The sequence below is a fragment of the Roseomonas marmotae genome (assembly GCF_017654485.1).
GTDB classification, from domain to species: domain Bacteria; phylum Pseudomonadota; class Alphaproteobacteria; order Acetobacterales; family Acetobacteraceae; genus Pseudoroseomonas; species Pseudoroseomonas marmotae.
The window spans coordinates 1,724,760-1,748,743 of the sequence record NZ_CP061091.1 but is presented as its reverse complement, the minus strand read 5'-3'; the positions used below and the strand labels follow the sequence as shown (position 1 = coordinate 1,748,743).

The 23,984-nt window shown below is 70.6% G+C and carries 21 protein-coding genes and 1 other RNA gene; 21 read left to right on the top strand and 1 reads right to left on the bottom strand.

The genetic code is table 11. The features are described from left to right. Window positions 1–43: 43 nt before the first annotated feature. Window positions 44–688: an aspartate/glutamate racemase family protein gene (locus IAI58_RS08255; protein ID WP_207446581.1), complete on the bottom strand. Its 645-nt coding sequence runs from the start codon at window positions 686–688 to the stop codon at window positions 44–46. Between the two features lie 128 nt (window positions 689–816). On the opposite strand from IAI58_RS08255, the gene IAI58_RS08250 reads away from it, so the two are divergent. The 21 genes from IAI58_RS08250 (at window position 817) to ftsZ (ending at window position 23,778) form a co-directional block, all read left to right on the top strand. Continuing rightward, window positions 817–1,287 (top strand): DUF983 domain-containing protein, encoded by a 471-nt coding sequence (locus tag IAI58_RS08250; protein WP_207446583.1) that lies wholly within the window; start codon window positions 817–819, stop codon window positions 1,285–1,287. Further along, on the top strand, window positions 1,280–1,777 hold the full coding sequence (locus IAI58_RS08245) for a UPF0262 family protein (protein ID WP_207446585.1): 498 nt from the start codon (window positions 1,280–1,282) through the stop codon (window positions 1,775–1,777). The genes IAI58_RS08250 and IAI58_RS08245 overlap by 8 nt, the downstream gene beginning before the upstream one ends. A gap of 118 nt (window positions 1,778–1,895) precedes the next feature. After that, complete coding sequence (mtnA, locus tag IAI58_RS08240; RefSeq protein WP_207446586.1) at window positions 1,896–3,008, top strand: S-methyl-5-thioribose-1-phosphate isomerase; 1,113 nt, start codon at window positions 1,896–1,898, stop codon at window positions 3,006–3,008. Window positions 3,009–3,127: 119 nt separating this feature from the next. Further along, window positions 3,128–3,976 carry a transporter substrate-binding domain-containing protein gene (locus IAI58_RS08235; protein WP_207446587.1) on the top strand — a complete coding sequence of 283 codons (849 nt, stop codon included), beginning with the start codon at window positions 3,128–3,130 and terminating at the stop codon, window positions 3,974–3,976. 133 nt (window positions 3,977–4,109) lie between these two features. Next, an RNA gene (rnpB, locus tag IAI58_RS08230) (RNase P RNA component class A) lies at window positions 4,110–4,526 on the top strand. Window positions 4,527–4,811: 285 nt separating this feature from the next. Then, the gene (gene mraZ / locus IAI58_RS08225) at window positions 4,812–5,291 is read left to right on the top strand and encodes a division/cell wall cluster transcriptional repressor MraZ (RefSeq protein WP_207446588.1); all 480 of its coding nucleotides are present in this window, start codon (window positions 4,812–4,814) and stop codon (window positions 5,289–5,291) included. Next, on the top strand, window positions 5,288–6,235 hold the full coding sequence (gene rsmH, locus IAI58_RS08220) for a 16S rRNA (cytosine(1402)-N(4))-methyltransferase RsmH (RefSeq protein WP_207446589.1): 948 nt from the start codon (window positions 5,288–5,290) through the stop codon (window positions 6,233–6,235). The genes mraZ and rsmH overlap by 4 nt, the downstream gene beginning before the upstream one ends. Continuing rightward, window positions 6,220–7,062, top strand: coding sequence for a cell division protein FtsL (ftsL, locus tag IAI58_RS08215; protein WP_207446590.1), 843 nt, complete (start codon window positions 6,220–6,222; stop codon window positions 7,060–7,062). Before rsmH ends, ftsL begins: the two co-directional genes overlap by 16 nt. Before the next feature lie 38 nt (window positions 7,063–7,100). After that, window positions 7,101–9,158 (top strand): peptidoglycan D,D-transpeptidase FtsI family protein, encoded by a 2,058-nt coding sequence (locus IAI58_RS08210; protein WP_208776054.1) that lies wholly within the window; start codon window positions 7,101–7,103, stop codon window positions 9,156–9,158. 4 nt (window positions 9,159–9,162) lie between these two features. Continuing rightward, window positions 9,163–10,614, top strand: coding sequence for a UDP-N-acetylmuramoyl-L-alanyl-D-glutamate--2,6-diaminopimelate ligase (locus IAI58_RS08205; RefSeq protein WP_207446593.1), 1,452 nt, complete (start codon window positions 9,163–9,165; stop codon window positions 10,612–10,614). Beyond that, complete coding sequence (locus IAI58_RS08200) at window positions 10,611–11,981, top strand: UDP-N-acetylmuramoyl-tripeptide--D-alanyl-D-alanine ligase (RefSeq protein WP_207446595.1); 1,371 nt, start codon at window positions 10,611–10,613, stop codon at window positions 11,979–11,981. The genes IAI58_RS08205 and IAI58_RS08200 overlap by 4 nt, the downstream gene beginning before the upstream one ends. Beyond that, window positions 11,978–13,066 (top strand): phospho-N-acetylmuramoyl-pentapeptide-transferase, encoded by a 1,089-nt coding sequence (mraY, locus tag IAI58_RS08195; RefSeq protein ID WP_207446597.1) that lies wholly within the window; start codon window positions 11,978–11,980, stop codon window positions 13,064–13,066. Before IAI58_RS08200 ends, mraY begins: the two co-directional genes overlap by 4 nt. Then, entirely contained in the window at window positions 13,066–14,439 is a 1,374-nt protein-coding gene (murD, locus tag IAI58_RS08190) for a UDP-N-acetylmuramoyl-L-alanine--D-glutamate ligase (RefSeq protein WP_207446598.1), read from the top strand. Before mraY ends, murD begins: the two co-directional genes overlap by 1 nt. Further along, window positions 14,436–15,566: an FtsW/RodA/SpoVE family cell cycle protein gene (locus IAI58_RS08185; RefSeq protein WP_456315962.1), complete on the top strand. Its 1,131-nt coding sequence runs from the start codon at window positions 14,436–14,438 to the stop codon at window positions 15,564–15,566. The genes murD and IAI58_RS08185 overlap by 4 nt, the downstream gene beginning before the upstream one ends. Beyond that, window positions 15,563–16,675 (top strand): undecaprenyldiphospho-muramoylpentapeptide beta-N-acetylglucosaminyltransferase, encoded by a 1,113-nt coding sequence (gene murG / locus IAI58_RS08180; RefSeq protein ID WP_207446600.1) that lies wholly within the window; start codon window positions 15,563–15,565, stop codon window positions 16,673–16,675. Before IAI58_RS08185 ends, murG begins: the two co-directional genes overlap by 4 nt. 6 nt (window positions 16,676–16,681) lie before the next feature. Continuing rightward, window positions 16,682–18,115, top strand: a complete 1,434-nt coding sequence (murC, locus tag IAI58_RS08175; RefSeq protein WP_207446601.1) for a UDP-N-acetylmuramate--L-alanine ligase — start codon at window positions 16,682–16,684, stop codon at window positions 18,113–18,115. A gap of 8 nt (window positions 18,116–18,123) precedes the next feature. After that, window positions 18,124–19,020: a UDP-N-acetylmuramate dehydrogenase gene (murB, locus tag IAI58_RS08170; RefSeq protein ID WP_207446602.1), complete on the top strand. Its 897-nt coding sequence runs from the start codon at window positions 18,124–18,126 to the stop codon at window positions 19,018–19,020. Then, complete coding sequence (locus IAI58_RS08165) at window positions 19,017–19,931, top strand: D-alanine--D-alanine ligase (protein ID WP_207446603.1); 915 nt, start codon at window positions 19,017–19,019, stop codon at window positions 19,929–19,931. Before murB ends, IAI58_RS08165 begins: the two co-directional genes overlap by 4 nt. Then, complete coding sequence (locus IAI58_RS08160; protein WP_237182352.1) at window positions 19,921–20,829, top strand: cell division protein FtsQ/DivIB; 909 nt, start codon at window positions 19,921–19,923, stop codon at window positions 20,827–20,829. The genes IAI58_RS08165 and IAI58_RS08160 overlap by 11 nt, the downstream gene beginning before the upstream one ends. Next, window positions 20,826–22,112 carry a cell division protein FtsA gene (gene ftsA / locus IAI58_RS08155; RefSeq protein ID WP_207446604.1) on the top strand — a complete coding sequence of 429 codons (1,287 nt, stop codon included), beginning with the start codon at window positions 20,826–20,828 and terminating at the stop codon, window positions 22,110–22,112. Before IAI58_RS08160 ends, ftsA begins: the two co-directional genes overlap by 4 nt. A gap of 70 nt (window positions 22,113–22,182) precedes the next feature. Continuing rightward, a complete protein-coding gene (gene ftsZ, locus IAI58_RS08150) occupies window positions 22,183–23,778 on the top strand; it encodes a cell division protein FtsZ (RefSeq protein ID WP_207446606.1) in 1,596 nt (531 codons plus the stop codon). Window positions 23,779–23,984: the final 206 nt, after the last annotated feature.

Genomic DNA, 23,984 nt, shown 5'->3' with positions numbered 1-23,984 from the left:
CGGCCCGCCGGACCGGGGGCGGCAACCCTCGGGGCGCCAGCCCTCAGGGCGCCAGCGCCAGCAGCGCCTGGGCCGCCGCCGCCTGGCAGGGTTCGATCACCGGCACTCCCGCCGCATCCTCCACCGCGCGGCGGTGCCCGGCCATGCCGGCGCAGCCGAGGATCACCGCCTCGCTGCCCGCCGCCACCAGGGCTTTGGCCGTCTCGCACAGCGCGCCGCGCGCGGCGGTGGGATCGGTCAGGGTTTCCATCGGCAGATTGAGGGCGATGCTGGCAGCCAGCCGCGCCTCCACCCCCATGGCCTGCAGCACGCGCCGCTGCCGGGCCTTGGAGGCTTCGACGAAGGCAATCACGCCGAAGCGCTCCGCCCGCGCCAGGGCGCCCGCCACCGCCGCGCGGAAGGGACCGATGACGGGGCGGTCCGTAACGGTGCGGATGGCGTCGATGCCGGGGTCGGAGACGCAGGCGATGATATAGGCCTCCGCCGCCTCCCGCCCGACCATCTGGCAGAGCGGCTCGGCCACCCGGAACCAGTCCCGCCAGCTGACGATGGCGGGCGGGCCACCGGGCAGCGACACAACCTCGAAGCGCGGGCGCCCCGGGGCGGCGAAGGTCTGCAGTGACTGCGCGATGCCATCCGTGCAGCTTTGCGAGGAGTTCGGGTTGATGACGAGGATGCGGCTTGCCATCTGCACATGGTCCCTGGCGCGGCCCGCCACCGCAACCCTTGATCCGCGGAGGCGGAATGGCCGATATTGCACCGCAAAATCCGGAGGCTCCCGCCACGGCCCCGGAAAACGCCATCCTGGAACCTCGCATGACCGGCTCGCCCCCGAGCGTCCCTTTGCGCCGCTGGCAGCCCGACCGCTCCGCGGGCACGGCCTCCGGCGCCCAGCCCAGCTTCATGACCATGATCCGGCGGGGCGCGCGCAATCGCTGCCCGGTCTGCGGGGAAGGCCGTATTTTCAACGGTTTCCTGACCCTGTCGCCAGCCTGCGGGCATTGCGGCGCCGGCTTCGCGCATCTGCGGGCCGATGATGCGCCGCCCTATATCGTCATCTTCATCGTCGGCCACATCCTGGTGCCACCCATCTTCTGGGTGGAAAAGGCCTGGATGCCGCCGATGTGGCTGCACATGGCGCTCTGGCTGCCGCTCTTCACCATCATCTCCACCCTGATGCTGCGCCCCGTGAAGGGCGCGGTGCTGGGCTGGATGATGCGCCTGGGCCCCCTGGGCGACGAGGCTGAGATGGTGGTGCCCGGCCGCACGGACTCACGCGATGACTGAGGCGGCGGCGGCCTCCCTCCCCGACAGCCAGCGGCTGACGCGGATCGAGCTGCCGGACAACGCGCCCCTGCCGAGTCCTTACGCCGAGGCCGACCGCAGCCAGGCGGTGGCCGACCTGCTGATGGCCAACTGCTTCGACCCCCTGGACCTGCCGCGCGGCCCCTATGTGCTGCATCTCTGCGTACGGGAAGGGCGGCTGGTCTTCGATATCCGCGACGTCACCGGCACGCCGCTGCATGCCCTGGCCCTGGCTCTCGGCCCCTTCCGCCGGCTGATCAAGGACTACCACATGGTGGTGGAGAGCCATGAGCGGGCGCTGACCGCCGGCGCCAGCGACGCCACCGTCCAGACCATCGATATGGGCCGGCGCGGCCTGCACAACGAAGGCGCGGAACTGCTGATGCGGCGCCTCGCCGGCCGGGTGCGGCTGGATTTCGAGACGGCACGCCGCCTCTTCACCCTCGTCTGCGCCCTGCATCAGCGCATCTGAGCCCCCGCATCCCTCACCTGTCCGCATCGCATGACGCGTCGGGCGGAAAACCCCTATATCCCGCTTCCCCCTTCAGCCCCGCCCGCTCACGCGGCCCTCCGGACGGAGCCCTGCCTTCATGAAGATCGACGGCGTCGCCTATCGCAGCGTCTGGGTGGACCTGGACGACGGCTGGTCCGTGCGGATCTTCGACCAGACCCGCCTCCCCTGGTCTGTCGAGATCCTCCGCCTGACCAACGAGGGCGAGGTGGCGCATGCCATCAGGTCCATGCAGGTGCGTGGCGCGCCGCTGATCGGCGCCGTCGCCGCCTTTGGGCTGGCGCTGGCGCTGCGCCGGGATGCCTCGGACGAGACGCTGGAATCCGTCGCCGCCATGCTGGGCGCGACGCGGCCGACCGCCATCAACCTGCGCTGGGCCCTGGCCCGCATGCTGGCCGAGCTGCGCCCGGTGCCGCCCGCGCGGCGGGCCGAGGCCGCCTATGCCGCCGCCGATGCCATCGCCGAGGATGATGTCGAGACCTGCCGCGCCATCGGCCAGCACGGGTTGCCGCTTCTGCAGGCGATCGCCGCCCGCAAGCCGGGCAAGCCCATCAATGTGCTGACGCATTGCAACACCGGCTGGATCGCCACGGTCGACTACGGCACCGCGCTCTCGGTGATCTATCAGGCCCACGACGCCGGCCTGCCCGTGCATGTCTGGGTGGATGAGACCCGCCCGCGCAACCAGGGCTCGGCCCTTACGGCCTGGGAGCTGGGCAAGCACGGCGTGCCGCATACGGTCATCGCTGACAATGCCGGCGGCCATCTGATGCAGCATGGTGAGGTGGATATCGTGCTGGTGGGCACCGACCGCGTGACGCGCCAGGGCGATGTCGCCAACAAGATCGGCACCTACCTCAAGGCGCTGGCCGCGCATGACAACAAGGTGCCCTTCTGGGTGGCGCTGCCGCATTCCACGCTGGACATGTCCGTGCGCGACGGGCTGCGCGAGATCCCCATCGAGGAGCGCGCGGCGGAGGAAGTGCTGACCGTGACGGGCCGCACCGAAGATGGCCGCGTGGAGACCGTTCGCACGGCCGCCCCCGGCAGCGCGGGGGCGAATCCGGCCTTCGACGTGACGCCCGCGCGCCTCGTCACCGGCCTGATCACGGAGCGCGGCCGCTGCGATGCGTCCGAGGCCGGGCTGCTGAAGCTCTATCCGGAATTCGCGGCCGGAAAAGACGCTGCTTAAAAACTGCTGACGCCGCTCACGCGGCGTTGCACGCTTCTTGCTGGCAGAGGCGGCCACCCGGCCGCCGAAGCCGTGCGTCTCTCTTCGCACGGCATGGCCATCAAGGAGCATCGAAGACCATGCGTATCTCCGCCCTCGCCTGCCTGCTCGCCGCGCCGCTGGCACTTGGCCTCCTGTCTGGCGCGGCCTCGGCCCAGGCCCCGCTGCGCACCGCGGTGGACGGCACCTTCGCCCCCCATGCCTTTCCGAAGCTCGATGGTGGGGTGCAGGGCTTCAACGTCGATCTCTTCACCGAGGTCGCGAAGCGCATGGGCCGCCCCATCACCATCGACAGCGCCAGCTTCTCCGGCCTTGTGCCGGCGCTGAATGCCGGCCGCTACGACTTCCTGGCCGCGCCGGTGACGGTGACGCCGGAGCGCGCGGAGAATCTGCTCTTCACCGAAGGCTATCTCTACACCGCCTTCCAGTTCGGCATCCGCAAGGGATCGGCACCGATCACCAGCATGGATGACCTGAAGGGCAAGGCGATCGCGGTGAACAAGGGCTCGGCCTACGATGCCTGGGCGCAGCAGAATGCCGCCAAATACGGCTTCACCGTGCAGACCTTCGACAGCCAGCCGGATGCGGTGCAGGCGGTGGTCAGCGGTCGTGTCTATGCCACGCTCGGCGGCAATACCGTGGTGCGTTACGCCGCCACGCGCACGCCGAACCTGGTGCCGGACTTCGTCATCAGGGAGACCCGCGCGCATTGGGCCGCCCCCTTCCGCAAGGACAATGTGGCACTGCGGAACGAGGTCGAGGACGTGCTGGAATGCATGAAGAAGGACGGCACCGTCGCGAAGCTGTCCGAGAAGTGGTTCGGCGTGAAGCCGGCGGAGGACGATGCCGAGAACACGCCCTTCCCCGGTCATGGCGTGCCGGGCCTGCCGGGCCACGACTCCACGCCGCATACGCCGCGCTGCGGCTGAACCGCGCGGAGCCGCCTTGGCGGCGGCTCCGCGTGCCGGGCAGGAAGCCTCGCGGACTTTCCCGCGTGGCCGGCCGAATCGACGCCCGGTGCCGATTGACTTCCCGGCGCGCGCGGCGCACTTCCCCCATGCGTCAGACGGCTGGGCGGCCGCTGGCATGGGAGCGATCCCGTGCTGGAGGAAAGTCCGGGCTCCACGGAAATACGGTGCCGGTCAACGACCGGCGGGGGCGACCCCAGGGAAAGTGCCACAGAAAACAAACCACCCGCGCGGCGCGAGTCCCGCGGGAAAGGGTGAAACGGTGCGGTAAGAGCGCACCGCGCCCCTGGCGACAGGGGCGGCAGGGTAAACCCCACCGGGAGCAAGGCCGAATAGGGGGAACCGGCGGGATGGCCCGAAAGGGCACCGACCGCAGGGGCATTTCCGCCCCGTTCCCCGGGTTGGCCGCGCGAGGCTCGGCGTAAGCCGAGTCCCAGAGGAATGGTCGCCCAGCGTGCCGGAGTCGCATCCGGTGCGCGGACAGAACCCGGCTTACAGGCCGTCTGACGCATCACAGAAACAGTTTGCATCAATTGTGAGCAAGTGCTGAAGCACATGCCGCAAGCTGTTGTTTTATGGCGTTTTCACGTTCCGTCCACGTGGGGTTTAGAGCTTGCCGCGCGGTTACAACCCGTGATATCCCATGGCATCCCATGAACGATCCATGAGCTCGGGGGGGCTGAGGGTCGGGACCGGGATGGTCGGGTGAGCCGGTGAAGTCGGGGGACTTCACCGGCCGCTTTCCGGTCTAGCTGTGCCGCAAGGCATGCCGCGATGGGGGATTGGCGGCGACACAATGACCCGGTTCATGGGGACACACACCAATCGGCTGGATCGGAAGGGGCGGACCTCTGTCCCTGCCCCGTTCCGCGCCGAATTGGCGCGTCTCGGGACCGATGAGATCGTGCTCCGCCCTTCCCATCGGGCGCCCTGCCTGGAGGCCTGGCCGATGCCGGCTTTCGAGCAGATGGCCGGCAGCATGGACCAGTTCGACATCTTCTCCGATGCCCAGGACGACATGGCGGCCGCCCTCTTCGCCGATGCCTTCCCCATGCGCCCCGACGGTGAGGGCCGCATTCTTCTGCCGGAGGAACTGATCACGCATGCCGGTCTCGGCGAATCCATCTCCTTCGTCGGGTTGGGCAAGATCTTCCAGATCTGGGAGCCCGCGGCGGCCAAGCGATATACCGAGGAAGCCCGGGCCCGCGCCCGCGAGCGTGGGCTGACCATGCGCGCCTCTCCCCCTCTCTCCACGAATCCGGGCGGCGCAACATGAGCGGTCACATTCCCGTAATGCTGGACGAAGTCCTGCAAACGCTGGCACCGCGCGACGGCGGCATCTATCTGGACGGCACCTTCGGGGGCGGCGGTTATGCCAGCGCCATCCTCTCGGCCGCCGCGTGCACGCTTCACGCCATCGACCGCGACCCCGATGCCATTGCCCGCGGGGCCCAGGTCGCCGCGCGTTTTCCGGGCCGGCTGCATCTGGTGCAGGGCCGCTTCGGCGACATGCTGCAACTGATGCGCGATCAGGGTGTCGGGCAATTCGACGGCGTGGTGCTCGATCTCGGCATCTCCTCCTTCCAGATCGATCAGGCGGAGCGTGGCTTCAGCTTCCGCTTCGACGGCCCGCTCGACATGCGGATGGAGAAGTCCGGTCCCTCCGCCGCCGATCTGGTGAACCGCCTGCCGGAAGCCGAACTGGCCGATATCCTGTGGCAGCTGGGTGAGGAGCGGCATTCCCGCCGCATCGCCCGCACGATCGTGGCCGCCCGCAAGGAGGCGCCGATCGAGACCACCTCGCAGCTGGTGCGCATCATCCATTCCTGCATGCCGCGTGACCCATCCGGCCAGGACAGCGCCACCCGCTCCTTCCAGGCGCTGCGCCTGAAGGTGAATGACGAGCTGGGCGAGGTGGAACGCGGCCTCGCCGCCGCCGCCGAGCTGCTGGCGCCCGGTGGGCGGCTGGTGGTGGTGGCCTTCCACTCGCTGGAAGACCGGCTGGTGAAGCGCTTCATGCAGCAGGCCGCCGGCCGTGCGCCCGGAGTGTCCCGCTACCTGCCGATGGTGGAGTCCCAGCGGAAGGCTGCGCCCTTCCGACTGGTCATCAACAACGCCTTGCGTCCTGGGGAGGCCGAGACATCGGCCAACCCGCGTGCCCGTTCCGCCCGGCTGCGGGCCATCGAGAAGATTGAGGAGGCCACATGTTCCGCCCCCTGACCGTCATTGCCATCACGGCTTTCTGCGTCGTGGGCTGGAACGTCTATCGCGCCGAGGACTCGGCCCGGCAATTGGACCGAGAGTTGCGCGACCTGACCAGGCGCATCGAGCAGGCGCGTGACCGCACCCAGGTGCTGAGGGCCGAGTGGGCCCTGCTGAACGAGCCGGAGCGGCTGCGCCAGGTGGCGCAGAAGTACCTGCCGCTGGAGACGATGCAGCCCGCGCAGTTCGTCCGGCTGCAGGACGTGGACCGCCACCTGCCCACCGCCATCGCCTTCGCCGGTCCGGTGAACCTGTTCGGCTCCGCGCCCGAGACGGCCCTGGCCGCGGCGGAACCGGCCGGCGAGGCTCCGGCCGCCGCAGCCCCGGCCGCCGTGGCCGAGGCAAAGCCATCTTCCGTCACGCCGGCCCCAGCCGAGGCCACCGCCCTGGCGGCGAGCATGCCGGCCACGCCGCGCCCGGTGACCCGCCCCGCCCCCGCACCCCGGGTCGAAACGGTGCGCGCCGAGCCCGCGCGCAGCCCGGCCCCTGTCGTCGTCGCCACCCGCGAGGAGCCGCGCCGCCGCCCGGTTCCCGCCCCCACGCCGCGCGCCGAGACGGTGGCGCTGCGGGAGGCGCCGCGTGAGCCGGTGGTGGCCGAGGCGCGCTCCAGCGGCCTGCTGCGGCAGGCCATCCACCTGCCCATCAACAGCGCCAATGCCGGCACCCTGCCCCAGCCCGGCACCGGCGCGCGGATCGGCGTGCCCACCGGTTCCTCCCTCGGCCTCGCGGCGCGCGGCACTCTGGCGCCGCCGGTTCCGCTGGCCGCGCCCGTGCCGGTGCGCTGATCTCCATGCACGACCTGCCCCCTCCTTCTCCAGATTCGGTGCCTCTCCGTGGCCAGGGGCATCTGCGCCAGCCGGCGGTATTGCCGCAGGAGGGGGCAGCCGCCGGTTCGCGCCGGCCGCATCGCCCAACCAATGTGCATATCAGCCAGCCGGACCTGCTGCGCCGCACGCAACTGGAGAAGAGCCGGGGGCGGCTGGTGGTGGCATCGCTCGGCTTCGGCGCGCTGTTCCTGGCGGTGGCGCTGAAACTGACCCATGCGACGCTGCTGAACCCGGCCGAGCCGGTGCGGCTGCAGGCCGCGCTGCGCGCTGTTGCGCCGCCCTCCGAACACCCGGCCAGCCGCGCGCCCATCACCGACCGCAATGGCGAGGTGCTGGCGATGTCGCTGCCGATCACGGCGCTGACCGCCAATCCGCGCGTCATCGCCAACCCGGCGCAGGTGGCGGACAAGCTCCGCAGCGTGCTGCCGCAGCTGGACCGCGAGAGGCTGATCGAACGGCTCTCCGGCGATCGCGGCTTCGTCTATGTCACCCGCAGCCTGACGCCGCGCGAGCAGCAGGGGATCATCAATCTTGGCATCGCCGGCGTCGATTTCGAATATGCGGAGCGCCGCTACTATCCGCAGGGGCGCGCGGCCGTGCATCTGCTCGGCAATGTCGATGTGGACGGCAAGGGACTCTCTGGCATCGAGCGGAGCTTCGACGACCGGCTGCGGACGGAGCTGAACAAGCCGCTGCGCCTGTCCCTCGACGTGCGCGTGCAGCTGGCGCTGCGCGACGCGGTGCATCGGGCCATCTCGGACTTCAATGGCATCGGCGGTGCCGGGGTGGTGCTGGACATCAACACCGCCGAAGTGCTCGGCATGGTCAGCCTGCCGGATTACGACGCCAACGACATCGGCGAGGCCACCGCCGACCAACGCTTCAACCGCGCCACGGTGGGAGTCTATGAGCCGGGTTCGACCTTCAAGCTGCTGACGGCGGCGGCGGCGCTCGAATACGGCACGGGCAATGCCTATAGCAGCCGCTACGATGCCAGCAGGCCGCTGCGCTACGGCCGCTTCACCATCACCGACTACAAGGGCAAGAACCGCTGGCTGAGCTTCCCGGAGGTCATGGCCTATTCCTCCAACCTCGGCGCCGCGCATATGGCGATGGGCTTCGGGCCGGAGCGGCAGCGGGAGTTCCTGAAGAACATCGGCATGCTCTCCCGCGTCCCCCTGGAGGTGCCGGAGCGCGCGCTGCCGCTGGTGCCTCCGGCCAGTTCCTGGAAGGAGATCAACATGGTCACGATCTCCTACGGCCATGGCATCAGCGTGACGCCGATGCATGTCGTCACCGGCATCTCCGCACTCGCCAACGGGGGCATCCTGCGTGAGCCGACGCTGCTGGCGCAGCCGCCGGGCACCGAGCGGCCGGGCCGGCGCGTCGTCAGCGAGCAGACCAGCGCCACGATGCGCAAGCTGATGCGGCTCGTGGTCACCGACGGCTCCGCGAGGTCGGCCGAGGTGCCCGGCTACTTCCTGGGTGGCAAGACCGGCACGGCGCAGAAAACCGGTCCGCGCGGCGGCTACCTGATGAACCAGCGCATCGCGGCGCTGGTGGGTGCCTTCCCGATGCATGCGCCGCGCTATGCCCTCTATGTGATGATCGACAACCCGCAGGCCAATGCGCGGTCGCATGGCTATGCCACGGCCGGCTGGGTGGCGGCGCCGGCGGCGCATACCGTGGTCAGCCGCATCGCCCCGGTGCTGGGGCTGGTGCCAGAGGACCCGAACAACCCGGCCCTGCTGGCGGCCACCAGCATCCCGCTGCAACCGCGCGGCGCGCCCTCCGCCCCGGGCAGGCCCTCGGCGGCCAATACGCCCGCCAGTGCCGCGGTCTCTCCCGCCAGTAGCACGCGCCCGCCCGCCCCCGCACCGCGTCCGGCACCGCCCGCGCGGCAGCCCGCCGCCCCGGCGCAGGCGCTTCAGCCCCCGGCACCGCGCGCCTTGCCCCTGGCCCCCGTGCCCGGCAGCCTGCCGCCGCCCGTGCCGCTGCGCCTGACCTCCACCACCATTCCGGCCGGCGCGGGTTCAAGCCTTGCGCCTCGATGATCTCATGAGCCATGCGCCTTCCCTCCGCCAGCCGGCCGCCGGTGCCCTGCCCGATATCCTCGGGCTGACCGCCGATAGCCGGGCGGTGCAGCCCGGCTACCTCTTCGCCGCCCTGCCGGGCGTGCGGTCTGACGGCCGCGCCTTCATCGCCGATGCCGTGGCGCGCGGCGCGGGCGCCGTGCTGGCACCCGAGGGCACGGACTGGCCCGCCGGCGTGCCGCCGCGCCCGATGCTGACCTCCACCGATGCCCGCCGCGCCCTGGCGCAGCTGGCCGCCGGCTTCTACGGCACCCAGCCCGGCATCGTGGTCACCGTCACCGGCACCAACGGCAAGACCAGCACGGTCGATTTCCTGCGGCAGATCTGGGAGCTGGCCGGCAAGCGCGCCGCCTCCCTCGGCACGCTGGGCCTGAAGGCGCCGGACTTCCCCGAGACACCCTCCCTCACCACCCCCGACCCGGTGAAGCTGCACGAGACCATGGCGCAGCTCGCGCGGGGGGGTGTGACGCATACGGCGCTGGAGGCCTCCTCCCACGGCCTGGAGCAGCGGCGGCTGGACGGGCTGCGGATCGCCGCCGCCGGCTTCAGCAACCTCACGCGGGACCATCTGGACTATCACGGCGACATGGCGGGCTACGCCGCCGCCAAGCTGCGCCTCTTCGACACGCTGCTGGAGCCCGGCACCACCGCCGTCGCCAGCAGCGAGCTGGAGGAGGGTGTGCTGGCGGGCCTGCGGGAGATCGCCGCGCGACGGGGCCTGCGCCTGCATACGGTGGGTGAGGATGGCGGGGCCATCCGCCTGCTGCGCCAGGAAGCCCGGCCCGAAGGGCAGTTTCTGGAACTGGACGCCTTCGGCCACCGGGCCGGGATCGCCCTGCCGCTGCCCGGCCGCTTCCAGGCCGATAACGTGATGATGGCCGCCGCCCTGGCGATGGCCACCGGCCTGCCGGCCGACCAGGTGCTGGCGCTGCTGCCGCGGCTGACCGGCGTGCGCGGACGGATGGAACTGGCCGCGCGCCTGCCCAATGGCGCGGCCGTCTATGTCGACTACGCCCATACCCCGGATGCGCTGGAGCGGCTGCTCAAGGCGCTGCGCCCGCATGCCGCTGGCCGGCTGCATGTGGTCTTCGGCGCCGGCGGCGACCGTGACCCGGGCAAGCGGCCGCTGATGGGCGAGGTGGCTTCCCGCCTCGCCGACCGCGCCATCGTGACCGATGACAACCCGCGCACCGAGGACCCCGCCGCCATCCGCGCCGCCGTCCGCGCGGGCATGAACCATGGCGAGGAGGTCGGCGACCGCGCCGCCGCCATCGCCCATGCCATCGAGGGACTGGCGCCGGGCGATGTTCTGGCCGTGGCCGGCAAGGGCCATGAGAGCGGCCAGACCATCGGCACCACCACCCTGCCCTTCGACGATGTGGAGATGGTGCGCCGGATCCTGGGTCAGGCGGCGTGAGCGCGCTCTGGACCGCCGCCGAGCTGCGCACCGCCACCGGCGGCACGCTGGAGGGTGAGCCCGCCGTGAGCGGCGTGGCCATCGACAGCCGCGCTGTGCAGCCGGGCGACCTTTTCGTTGCGCTGCGCGATGCGCGGGACGGGCATGACTTCGTCCCCGCCGCCTTCGCCAATGGCGCCGCCGCCGCCATGGTGGACCGCGACGTGGAGGGCGGGCCGCTGCTGCGGGTGGGCGACACGCTCGCCGGCCTCGCCGCGCTGGGTGCCGCCGGGCGGGCGCGGAGTACCGCGCGCATCGCCGCCATCACCGGCAGCGTCGGCAAGACCACCACCAAGGACATGCTGCGGCACGGGCTTGCGGCCTTCGGCGCCACCCATGCCGCCGTGGCCAGCTACAACAACCACTGGGGCCTGCCGCTGACGCTCGCCCGCATGCCGCGCGAGAGCGCCTATGGCGTGCTGGAGATCGGCATGAACCACCGGGGCGAGATCGCGCCCCTGGCCCGGCTGGCGCGGCCGCATGTGGTGGTCATCACCCAGATCGGTGCCGCCCATATCGGCCATCTCGGCTCGCTGGAGGAGATCGCGGCGGAGAAGGCGGATATCCTGGATGGGCTTTCCGCCGGCGGCGTCGCCGTGCTGCCGCGCGACAGCGACTTCTTCCCCATGCTGGCCGGACGCGCCCGTGCCGCAGGCGCCAGCGTCACCGGCTTCGGCGAGGACGCCTCGGCCGAGGCCCGGCTGATCTCCGCCGATTGCGGCCCCCTTTCCTCCACCGCCGATATCATGCTGCATGGGCAACGGCTGACGCTCTCCATCGGCGCGCCGGGGCGGCACCTAGTGGTCAATGCCCTGGCGGCGCTCGCCGCCGGCGCGGCCCTGGGCGCGGATCCCGCTCGCTTCGCCGAGGCCCTGGGCAGCTTCCGCCCTGGCGCCGGCCGCGGCGCCCGCGTCGCCCTGCCCCTGCCGGGCGGCGAGGCGCTGCTGCTGGATGAAAGCTATAACGGCCAGCCCCCCGCCATGCGCGCGGCCCTGGCGGTGCTGGGCACGCAGGAGGCCGCCCGGCGCATCGCCGTGCTGGGCGACATGCGGGAGCTTGGCGATTTCGGCCCTGCGCTGCACGAAGGTCTGCTGCCCGATGTGGTGGCCAATGCCGACCTCGTCTTTTGCTGCGGCCCCCTGATGCGTGGTCTATACGACCACCTGCCAAATGCCCTCCGCGGCGGCCATGCCCCCACCAGCGAGGAACTCGCCCCGCTGGTGCGGGCGGCCGTGCGTCCGGGCGATGTTGTGTTGGTTAAAGGCTCGCTCGGCACCCGCATGGCGGCGGTGGTCGGCGCCCTGAAGTCCGAAGGGGCGCATCTGTGATCTATACTCTGCTCTCGCCGTTCTCCGAGGGCTTCATCCTCTTCAACCTGTTCCGCTACGTCACCTTCCGGTCCGGCGCGGCCTGCATGACGGCGCTGTTCATCAGCCTGTTCTTCGGCAATGCCATCATCGGCTGGCTGCGCAGCTTCCAGAACGGCGGCCAGCCCATCCGCGCCGACGGCCCGGAAGGCCACCTGCTGACCAAGAAGGGCACGCCCACCATGGGCGGCGTGCTGATGCTGGCCGGGCTGGTGCCGGCCACGCTGCTCTGGGCCGACCTGCGCAACGGCTTCGTCTGGGCCGTGCTGCTGGTGACGCTGGGCTATGGCGCGCTGGGCTTCTGGGACGACTGGCTGAAGGTCACGAAGCGCAACACCAAGGGCGTCTCCGGCACCATGAAGCTGGTGGTGCAGGCAGGCATCGGGCTGGTCGCGGCGGTCTGGATCACCTCCATGCTGCCGGGCCATCTGGCCTTCAAGCTCAGCTTCCCCTTCCTGAAGGACGCGATGCTGAACTTCAGCCTGTTCTTCCCGGTGGTGGCGATGCTGGTGATGATGGGCGCCTCCAATGCCGTGAACCTGACGGACGGGCTGGATGGGCTGGCCACCGTGCCGGTGCTGCTGGCCGCCGCCGTCTTCGGGCTGATCGCCTATCTCGTCGGCAACCGCGTCTTCGCCGACTACCTGCAGCTCAACGGCGTGCCCGGCACGGCGGAGCTGGCGGTCTTCCTCTCCGCGCTGATCGGCGCGGGCCTTGGCTTCCTGTGGTTCAACGCCCCGCCGGCCGCCGTCTTCATGGGCGATACCGGCTCGCTCGCTCTGGGTGGCGCGCTGGGTGCCGTGGCAGTCGCCACCAAGCATGAGATCGTGCTGGCCATCGTCGGCGGTCTTTTCGTGGTGGAGACGGTCTCCGTCATCATCCAGGTCTTCTGGTACAAGCGCACCGGCCGCCGCGTCTTCCTGATGGCGCCGCTGCACCACCATTTCGAGAAGAAGGGCTGGGCCGAGCCCACCATCGTCATCCGCTTCTGGATCATCGCGATGGTCCTGGCGCTCGTCGGCCTCTCCACGCTGAAGATCCGCTGATGAGCACCGCCCCCTTCCTTCCCTTCGCCGGACAGCGTTTCGCCGTGGTGGGCCTCGGCCGCGCCGGGCTGCCGTCCGCGCGCCGGCTGGTGGAATGGGGCGCGGAGATCCTGTGCTGGGACGATGGCGAGGCGGCGCGTGAGGCCGCCCGCGCCGCCGGCCTGCCGGTGGGCGATCCGTCCAAAGTGGCGCGCTTCGACTTCGACGCCCTGCTGCTCTCCCCCGGCATCCCGCATCTGCTGCCGCGCGCGCATCCGGCGGCGGCGGCGGCGGCCAGGACCGGCGTGCCGGTGATCTGCGATGCAGAGCTGCTCTTCCGCGCCGTGCGGGCCAGCGGCAGCGCGGCGCGCTTCGTCGGCATCACCGGCACCAACGGCAAGTCCACCACCACGGCGCTGATCCACCACCTGCTGGCCCGCGCCGGGCACGAAGTGGCGGTGGGCGGTAACCTCGGCCCCGCCGCGCTGGGCCTGCCGCTGCTGGGCGACAGCGGCATCTATGTCCTGGAAATGTCCAGCTATATGCTGGAACGGATGCAAAGCCTGCGTTTCGACATCGCAGTGCAGCTGAACCTTTCGCCGGATCATCTGGACCGGCATGGCGGCATGGATGGCTATGCCGCCGCCAAGATGCATGTCTTCGACCGGCAGGACCGCACGAGCCTCGCCGTGGTCGGCATGGATGACGAATGGGGCGCCCATTTCACCGCTGGCCGCGCCGGCAAGGCCACGCGAATCTCCGGCACCACCCGCCAGCCCGGCGGCGTCTGGGCCGAAGGCCGCATCCTGCGCGACGATGACGGGCCGATCGCCGATCTCGGCATCGCCCGCGCCCTGCCCGGCAGCCATAACGCGCAGAACGCCGCCGCCGCCGCCGCCGTGGCGCTGCATTTCGGCCTGACGCGGGAAGACATCGCCGCCGGCATCGGTGGTTTCCCCGGCCTGCCGCACCGGCAGGAAGCGGTGGGCACGATCAGCGGTATCGCCTTCGTCAATGACAGCAAGGCAACCAATGCCGACAGTACGGAACGCGCGCTGGCCAGCTACGACCGCGTGGTGCTGATCGCGGGCGGCGTGCCCAAGGCGGGCGGCATCGCGCCGCTGGCGCCGCTGTTCCCGCGCATCGCCCATGCCGTGCTGATCGGCGAGGCGGCGGAGGATTTCGCCGCCACCCTCTCCGCCCATGGCGTTTCGCATGAGGTCGCCGGCACGCTGGAGGCCGCGGTACCCGCCGCCCTGGCCTCCGCGCGCCGCAGCGGCACGGATGTGGTGCTGCTCTCCCCGGCCTGCGCCAGCTTCGACCAGTTCAGCGGTTTCGACGCACGGGGCGATGCCTTCCGCGCGCAGGTCGCCAGCATGATGGAAACTGTGTGATGGCCTTCTCCCGCGCAGACACTTCCGTTCTCGGCCGCTGGTGGTGGACGGTGGACCGCTGGACCCTGGCGGCGCTGCTGTCGCTGGTGGGCTTCGGCTATGTCATGCTGCTGGCGGCATCTCCGGGCGTGGCGGAGCGCATCGGCGCTTCCTCGCGCGACATGTTCATCCTGAAGCAGGTCTTCTTCCTGGGCGCCGCGGCCATGGTCATGGTTTCGGTTTCGGTGCTGCCGGTGAAGCTGGTGCGGCGCCTGGCACTGCTCGGCTGTATCGGCGCGCTGCTGATGACCATGGCCACCCTTTCCGTCGGCGTGGAGATCAAGGGCGCGCGGCGCTGGCTGCATCTGCCGGGCCTGACCATTCAGCCCTCCGAATTCATGAAGCCCTGCTTCGCCGTCGTCGCCGCCTGGCTGCTGGCCGAGGGCAAGACCTATGGCTGGCGCGCCTATGCCGCGGCGGGCCTGCTCTTCTTCCTGATCATCGGCACGCTGGCGAAGCAGCCGGACATGGGCATGCTGATGGTGGTGGCCGCGGTGTTCTGCGCCCAGCTTTTCGTCGTCGGCATCAATATCGTTCTGGTGGCGGGCTGCGCCCTGGCCGGCGTGCTGGGCGCGGTCGGCGCCTATTTCACCATGCCCCACTTCCGCGACCGCCTGGACCGCTTCCTCGACCCCGCCTCGGGCGACACCTACCAGGTCACGGTGGCCATGGAGGCCTTCGGCCATGGCGGCTTCCTGGGCGTCGGGCCCGGCGAGGGCCGGCTGAAGGCCATGCTGCCGGATGCCCATGCCGACTTCGTCTATGCCGTGGCGGGCGAGGAATTCGGCATGATGATCTGCCTGCTGATCCTGGCCCTCTTCGGCTTCATCGTGCTGCGCGGGCTGCTGCGGCTTCTGGGCGAGCGCGACATGTTCATCATCCTCGGCGCCACCGGGCTGCTGACGCAGTTCGGGCTGCAGGCCTTCGTCAACATGGCCTCCACCCTGCACCTGATCCCGACGAAGGGCATGACGCTGCCCTTCGTCTCCTATGGCGGCTCCTCGGTCATCGCCGTGGCGGTGGGCATGGGCATGCTGCTGGCGCTGACGCGCCGGCGAATCTCCCGCGCCGCGCAGGACGAGGAATGAACCGCCCGATCGTCATCGCCGCCGGGGGCACCGGCGGACATTTCTTCCCCGCCGAGGCGCTGGCGGCGGAATTGCTGCGCCGTGGCCACCGTGTCGCGCTGATGACCGATGCCCGCAGCGCCGACTACCGCAGCGCCGTCTTCGCGGATGTCGAGCGTTTCGTGCTGCAGGGCGCGGGGCTGGCCGGGCGCGGCGTGACGCGCGCCGCCAGGGGCGCGATGGCGCTGCTGGCCGGCACCCTACAGGCGCGCGGGCTGCTGCTGCGACTGCAGCCGCGCGCGGTGGTGGGCTTCGGCGGCTATCCCTCGGTGCCGCCGCTGCTCGCGGCGCGCATGATCTCCGTCAAGACCCGCCCGGCCACCATCCTGCACGAGCAGAATGCCGTCCTCGGCCGCGCCAACCGCCTGCTCTCCCGCAGCGCCGACCTGCTGGCCCTGGCCTTCGCCCAGACCCAGCGCATGCCGGACGGCGCGCGGCGGGAGACGGTGGGCAATCCGGTGCGCCCGGCCATCGCCGCAATGGCAGGCCAGGGCTTCATCCAGCCGCAGGGCTCGGTGCGGCTGCTGGTGCTGGGCGGCAGCCTGGGCGCCCGCGTCTTCTCCGATATCGTGCCCGCGGCGGTGGCCGAGCTGTCGCCCGCGCTGCGCCAGCGCCTTTCCATCGTGCAGCAATGCCGCATGGAAGACCTGCCGCGCGTCCGCGCCGCCTATGACGAGCTGCATGTCCCGGCCGAGCTTTCGCCCTTCTTCGGCGACGTGGCCGGGCTCTATTCCACCGCGCATCTGGTGATCGCGCGCGCCGGCGCCTCCACGGTGGCGGAACTGGCCTGCGCCGGGCGCCCCAGCCTGCTGGTGCCCCTGCCCGGCGCCATCGACGACCATCAGGCCGCCAATGCCCGCGCCCTGGCCGATGCGGGTGCCGCCCGCGTGGTACCGCAGCGCGACTTCACCCCCGCCAGCCTTGCCGCGGCCCTGACGGATCTGCTGGAGACGCCGGATGCGCTGGCCCGTGCCGCCGCCGCCGCCGCCGGCCTCGCCGCGCCGCAGGCGGCCGCTACCCTCGCCGATCTCGTGCTCTCCCGCGCCACGGCGCGCGGCTTTCAGGAATAATTGGTCATGCGTGCGCTGCCGCTGAATATCGGGCCCATCCACTTCGTCGGCATCGGCGGCATCGGCATGTCCGGCATCGCCGAGGTGCTGCACAACCTCGGCTACACCGTCCAGGGCAGCGACATCGCCGAGGGCTACAACATCGACCGGCTGCGCGAGGCCGGCATCAACGTCATGATCGGCCATGACGCCGCCAATCTCGGCGCAGCGCAGGTCATCGTCACCTCCACCGCCGTGAAGCGTGACAACCCCGAGGTGGTGGCCGCCCGCACCCGCCTCATTCCCGTGGTGCGCCGCGCGGAGATGCTGGCGGAGCTGATGCGTCTGAAATGGGGCATCGCCATCGGCGGCACCCATGGCAAGACCACCACCACCTCGCTGGTCGCCACGGTGCTGGAGGCGGCGAAGCTGGACCCGACCGTGATCAACGGCGGCATCATCAATGCCTATGGCACCAATACCCGCCTGGGCGAGGGCGAGTGGATGGTGGTGGAGGCGGATGAGAGCGACGGCTCCTTCCTGCGCCTGCCCGCCGTCGCCGCCGTCGTCACCAACATGGACCCGGAGCACCTGGACCACTGGGGCACCGAGGAGGCGATGAAGCAGGGCTATGCCCAGTTCGTCAGCAACATCCCCTTCTACGGCTTCGCCGTGCTCTGCGCCGACCACCCGAACGTGCAGGCGATGATCCCCAGCATCGACCGCCGGCTGATCACCTATGGCTTCAGCCAGCAGGCCGATGTGCGGGCCGAGCGCCTGATCACCGACCGGATGGGCGCGACCTTCGAGGTGACGGTGCATGACCGCGCCACCGGCCGCACCCGCCAGTTGAAGCCGATGCGCCTGCCCATGCTGGGCCAGCACAACGTGCAGAACGCCCTGGCCGCCATCGCCGTCGGCATCGAGATGGATATCGACGAGGGGACGATCCGCTCCGCGCTCGCCGGCTTCAAGGGCGTGAAGCGCCGCTTCACCCGCGTGGGCGAGGTCAACGGCATCCAGATCGTCGACGACTACGGCCACCACCCCGTGGAGATCGCGGCGGTGCTGAAGGCGGCGCGGCAGGCCGGCGCGCGCGACGTGATCGCGGTGGTGCAGCCGCACCGCTATTCCCGCCTGAAGCAGCTCTTCGAGGATTTCTGCCAGTGCATGAACGACGCCGGCACGGTGATCGTGGCGGATGTCTATGCGGCCGGCGAGCAGAAGATCGAGGGCTTCGACCGCGACGCGCTGGTGGACGGGCTGCGCAGCCACGGCCACCGCAGCGTGGTGCCGCTGCCCGGGCCGGACAGCCTGCCGGAGATGATCAGCGCCATCGCCAAGCCCGGCGACTACGTGGTCTGCCTGGGTGCCGGTAATATCACCAACTGGGCGGCGGAACTGCCGGAGAAGCTGACGGCGCTGCAGCCCCGCGCGCGCGTCGCCGGGGGGAAGCGGTGAGGCCCGGCATGACGGAAAGCGCCACCCTTCCCCCGCTGCGCGGCCGCGTGCAGCAGGATGCGCCGCTGGCCGCCACCACCTGGTTCCGCGTCGGCGGCCCCGCCGGATGGCTGGTGCGTCCCGCCGATGTGGATGATCTGCTGCTGCTGCTGCGCGACAGGCCCCGGGACATGCCGCTGACGGTGATCGGCGCGGCCTCCAACCTGCTGGTGCGGGATGGCGGGCTGCGCGGCATCGTGGTGAAGCTGGCCCGCGGCTTCACCGATATCGTGGTGGAAGCCGATGGCATCATTGCCGGCGCCGCCGCGCTGGACGCTACGGTGGCCGAGCACGCGGCGGAAGCCGGGCTGGATGGACTGGCCTTCCTCTCCGGCATCCCCGGCAGCATCGGCGGCGCGGTGGCGATGAATGCCGGCGCCTATGAGGCCGAGGTGAAGGACGTGCTGGACTGGGCCGAGATCGCGACGCCCGGGGGCCTCCTGCGCCTCTCCGCCGCGGAGCTGGGCTTCGCCTATCGCCGCGCCAGCCTGCCCGAAGGCGGCGTGGTGGTGCGCGCGCGCTTCCATGCGCGCCCCGGCGATCGGGATGCCATCGCCGCGCAGATGCGCGCCATCCGCGCGGCGCGGGAGGAGACGCAGCCCGTGCGCGCCCGCACCGGTGGCTCCACCTTCAAGAACCCGCCGGGCCGCAAGGCCTGGGCGCTGATCGATGCCGCCGGCTGCCGTGGCCTGAGGCGCGGCGGCGCGCAGGTGTCGGAGAAGCATTGCAACTTCCTCCTGAACCTCGGCGACGCCACCGCCGCCGATCTGGAAGGGCTGGGCGAGGAGGTGCGGGAGAAGGTGCGCGCCATGTCCGGCATCACGCTGGAATGGGAGATCAAGCGTATCGGGGAGGCGCTGTCATGACCCACCGCGTCGCGGTCCTGCAAGGCGGCTTCTCCTCCGAGCGCGAGGTGTCCCTGGCCACCGGGGCGCAGGTGGTCTCGGCCCTGCGCGATGCCGGGTTCGAGGTGCTGCCGATCGAGGTGACGCGTGACCTGCCGGCGCTGATCGCGGCCTTGCAGGAAGCGCGGCCGGATGTCGTCTTCAACGCCCTGCATGGCCCCTTCGGCGAGGATGGCTGCATCCAGGGCGTGCTGGACTGGCTGAAGCTGCCCTATACGCATTCCGGCGTGCGCGCCTCCTCCGTCGCCATGGACAAGCATGCGGCCAAGGCGGTCTTCGCCGCCGCCGGACTGCCGCTGGCCGCGCACCGCATCGTCTCGCCGGAGGAGCTGGAAACGGCCGATCCCCTGCCCCGCCCCTATGTGGTGAAGCCGGTGAACGAGGGGTCCTCCGTCGGTGTCGAGATCCTGCGCGAGGGCGATAACCGCCGCGCCGATATCGCCCGCCGCTGGTCCTTCGGCCCGCAGATCATGGCCGAGGAATACATCCCCGGGCGCGAGCTGACGGTCGCCGTGATGGGCGATGAGCCGTTGGCGGTGACGGAGATCGGCACCGGCCATATCTTCTACGACTACGAGGCCAAATACGCTGCCGGCGGCAGCCAGCACACCATCCCCGCGCAGGTGCCGGAGACGGTGGCGCAGGAGGCGATGCGGATCGCGCGCTCGGCGCATGAGGCGCTGGGCTGCCGCGGCGTCTCGCGCTCCGACCTGCGGTACGACGAGGCCTCGGGCCGCGTGGTGTTGCTGGAGGTGAATACCCAGCCCGGCATGACCCGCACGAGCCTGGTGCCCGAGCAGGCCGCTTACCGCGGCATCGGCTTTTCGGATCTTTGCGCCTGGATGGTGCAGGAAGCCCGCCATGGTCCATGACCCCGTCTCCATGCGCGCGCCCCCGCGCAGCCGCCTGGCCTCCGAGGGCGCGCGCCCCCGCCCGCCCGTGCCGCAGCGCCCCAGCAGCCTGCGGCTCTGGCTGCGCCGCCGCCGCCCGCTGCTGCGCCCGGCGCTGATCGGCCTCGGCACGCTGGCCGCTGCCGGCGCCTGTGGCGTGGCCTTCGCCGCGCTGGAGCCGGCCGGCCGCTTCTCCTGGTTGAACGAGGGCGTGGCGGAGATCGGCGCGCAGGCCGGCTTGGTGGTGCAGAAGATCGTCGTGCGCGGCCAGCAGAACACGCCGAAGGAGCTGATCAGCGCCGCTATCGGCGTCCGCAACGGCGACCCGCTGCTGGCCTTCTCGCCCGAGGCCGCGCGGCAGCGGCTGGAGAGCATCGCCTGGATCGAGCGCGCGGAGGTGCAGCGCAACCTCTCCGGCGACATCACGGTGGAGTTGCATGAGCGGCGGCCCTTCGCCATCTGGCAGCGCAACAATGATTTCGCCGTGGTGGACCGCGACGGGCGCGTCGTTTCCGCCGATACGCTGGATGCCTTCGGTCCGCTGCCGCTGCTGGTCGGCGAAGGCGCGCACAAGCACGGCGCCGCCGTCTTTGACGAGTTGAAGCAGGCGCCCGATGTGCGGGCCCGCGTTCAGGCGCTGATCTATGTCAGCCAGCGCCGCTGGAACCTGCGGTTGCACAACGGCACCGATATCCTGCTGCCAGAGGGGCATGAGGCCGCGGCCATCACGCGGCTGGCGGAATTGCAGAAGTCGCAGGCGTTGCTGGACCGCCCGGTGGTCAGCATCGACATGCGCCTGCCTGACCGGCTGGTGGTGCGCCAGCACCCGCGGCCCGAGCAGCCGGCAAGCAACCAGAGCCGTGGACGGGGACGAGGATGAACCGCCTGCCCCGCCTTGCCACCGAGACGGCGCCGCTGCTGAAGCGCAAGCGCGCGCGCAGCGGTCCCTATGGCGTGCTGGATATCGGCAGCTCCAAGGTCGTCTGCCTGATCGGGAAAGTGGAGAATGACGGCCGCCCACGCGTGCTGGGCTATGGATGGCAACGTTCCCGTGGCGTGAAGGGCGGCAATATCGTCGACCTGCAGGAAGCCGAGCATTCCATCCGCGCCGCCGTCGCGCAGGCGGAGGAGATGGCGGATCTCAAGCTCTCGGGCGCCATCGTCAACCTCTCCTGCGGACAGCCTGCCTCACGGCTGATGAACATCCAGTGGCCGATCGGCGGGCGCGCGGTGACGGAAGCCGATCTGCGCGCCGTGCTCAGTGAAGGCCGCCGCCGTTCCATGGAGGAAGGGCGCGAGACGGTGCATGCCACCACGCTCGGCTTCACCATCGATTCCACGCCGGGCGTCGAAGATCCGCGCGGCATGATCTGTGAGACGCTGGGCGCGCGGCTGCATCTGGTCGATGCCTCATCCGCCGCGCTGCGTAATCTTGGTCTCTGCCTCGCCGGCTGCGACCTGGAGGTGGAGGAGCTGGTCAGCGCGCCTTTCGCCGCCGCCCTGGCCGTGCTGGTGGATGACGAGAAGCAGCTGGGCGCCACCGTCATCGACATGGGCGGCGGCACCACGGGCGTCGCCGTCTATGGCGACGGCCACCTGATGCATACCGCGCAGCTGCCGGTGGGTGGGTGGCAGGTCACCAACGACCTCGCGCGCGGGCTCGCCACGCCGGTGAGTCATGCTGAACGGATGAAAACCCTTCATGGCAGCTGCCTGGATGGCGGCAACGACCTGAAGGAAATGCTCTCCGTCCCGCAGGTGGGCGAGGATGAGGATCAGCTGGTGCAGGTTTCCCGCGCCGCGATGGTCAGCATCATAAACCCGCGCCTGGAAGAGACGTTGGAGCTGGTGCGTGACCGGCTGGAAGGCGCGTTGCTGGACAGCGAGGCCGGTGCGCGCGTTGTTTTGACCGGCGGCGCAAGTCAGCTGGTCGGCGTGCAGCAATTGGCCGCGCGCGTGCTCGATAAACCCGTGCGGATCGGCCGACCACAGCCTGTTCAAGGGCTTCCGGAATCCGCGATGGGCCCTGATTTCGCCACAACCCTGGGGCTACTGCACTGGGGTGCCGGCGAAGGACGCCCTCTGCTCGATCTGGACCCCGGTCCGGAACGCGGCAGCGGTCGATTTATTCGTTTCGTCAACTGGCTTCGGGACCGCGTCTGATGCAATCTGCACACACGCCGATTCGCCGCCCGATCAACGCCGCTGGTCACGCCCAAGGAGAGTTGCTGTCATGACGCTGAACCTGACCATCCCGCGCCAGCAGCACACGGATTTCAGTCCAAGAATCACCGTCGTCGGCGTTGGCGGCGCGGGCTGCAACGCCGTCAACAACATGATCGCCATGGGCCTCGACGGCGTCGAGTTCCTGGTGGCGAATACCGACGCGCAGGCGCTGGTGCACAGCCGCGCTGAACGCCGCGTGCAACTGGGCCCGCATCTGACGCAAGGCCTGGGCGCCGGCGCGAAGCCGGAGATCGGCCGCGCCGCGGCAGAGGAGGCGACGGAGGATCTGGCCCGTCACCTCGAAGGCATGCACATGGTGTTCATCACCTGCGGCATGGGCGGCGGCACGGGCACCGGCGCGGCGCCGGTCATCGCGCGCATGGCGCGCGAGCGTGGCATCCTGACTCTGGGCGTCGTGACGAAGCCCTTCGACTTCGAAGGCCCGAAGCGCCGCCGCGCGGCGGAAGCCGGCCTGGATGACCTGCAGTCCTACGTGGACACGCTGATCGTCATCCCGAACCAGAATCTCTTCCGCAAGGCGAATGAGCGCACCACCTTCGCCGAAGCCTTCAAGATGGCCGACGACGTGCTTTACATGGGCGTGCGCGGCGTGACGGACCTGATGGTCAACCCCGGCCTGGTGAACCTCGACTTCGCCGATATCCGCACCGTGATGGCGGAGATGGGCAAGGCGATGATGGGCACCGGCGAGGGCGAGGGCGAGGACCGCGCGGTGAAGGCGGCCGAAGCCGCGATCAGCAACCCGCTGCTGGAGGATACCTCCATGCTCGGCGCCAAGGGCGTGCTGATCAACATCACCGGCGGCTACGACATGACGCTGTTCGAGGTGGATGCCGCGGCCAACCGCATCCGCAGCGAAGTGGACGAGGATGCCAACATCATCTTCGGCTCCTCGGTCGATGAGGACATGAATGGCCGCATCCGTGTCTCGGTGGTCGCCACCGGCATAGACGCCGTGCAGGACCAGCAGGCCGAGCGGCCGAAGCTGGTGGCCATGGGTGGCGGCGCCGGGCCGGCGAACGCCATGTCCAACACGGCCATGCCGCAGCAGGGCCAGCCGCGCGGCGTGATGGGCGCGCCCGTGGCACCCCGCGCCGCCGTGCCGCAGACCGCGGCCTCGATGGCCGGCCCGCTGCGCGTGGGCCCGATGGCGGGCGCGCCGCGCCGCCCGGCCGGCATGGCGCCCAGCACCGCTTCCGCCCAGCCGCCGGCCGCCCCGGCGGGCTTCGCGGAAAGCCAGGCGCATTATGGCTATGAGGCGCCCTCCCCGGAGGACACGCCGGCCAGCATCGCCGGCCAGGCCGATCCGCAGCTGCGCGCCGCCCCGACGGCGAATCGCCCCGTGGCCGCGCCCGCACCCAGCTCCGTGCCGCCGGCGTCGACCAGCAGCGGCTTCAGCCTGTTCCGCAAGGCCACGGGCCTGATGCGCCGCAACCTCGGCGCCGAGGGCGATACGACTCCGCCCGCTCCGGCACCCCGTGCCGCCGCGCCGCAGCCGGCCGCGCAGCCCCCGGCCCAGCCCCAGCCGGAGGACATGAACGGCCTGGATATCCCGACCTTCCTGCGCCGCCAGAGCAACTAAGCCGCGACGCACTGCGACAAAGCTCAAAGGCCCCCATGCCACATGGGGGCCTTTTTGCATTGCACCAACGGCGTCATATCAATGGCTTATCTGGAAATACGCGGTAACAAGGCTTGACTCGCCGCACCGCCGCAGCAGTGCCATTTAAGGCGCTGCCCGCAGCATTCCAGACCGGCTGCCCATGGGCGACGGAGGATCAGAGGCAA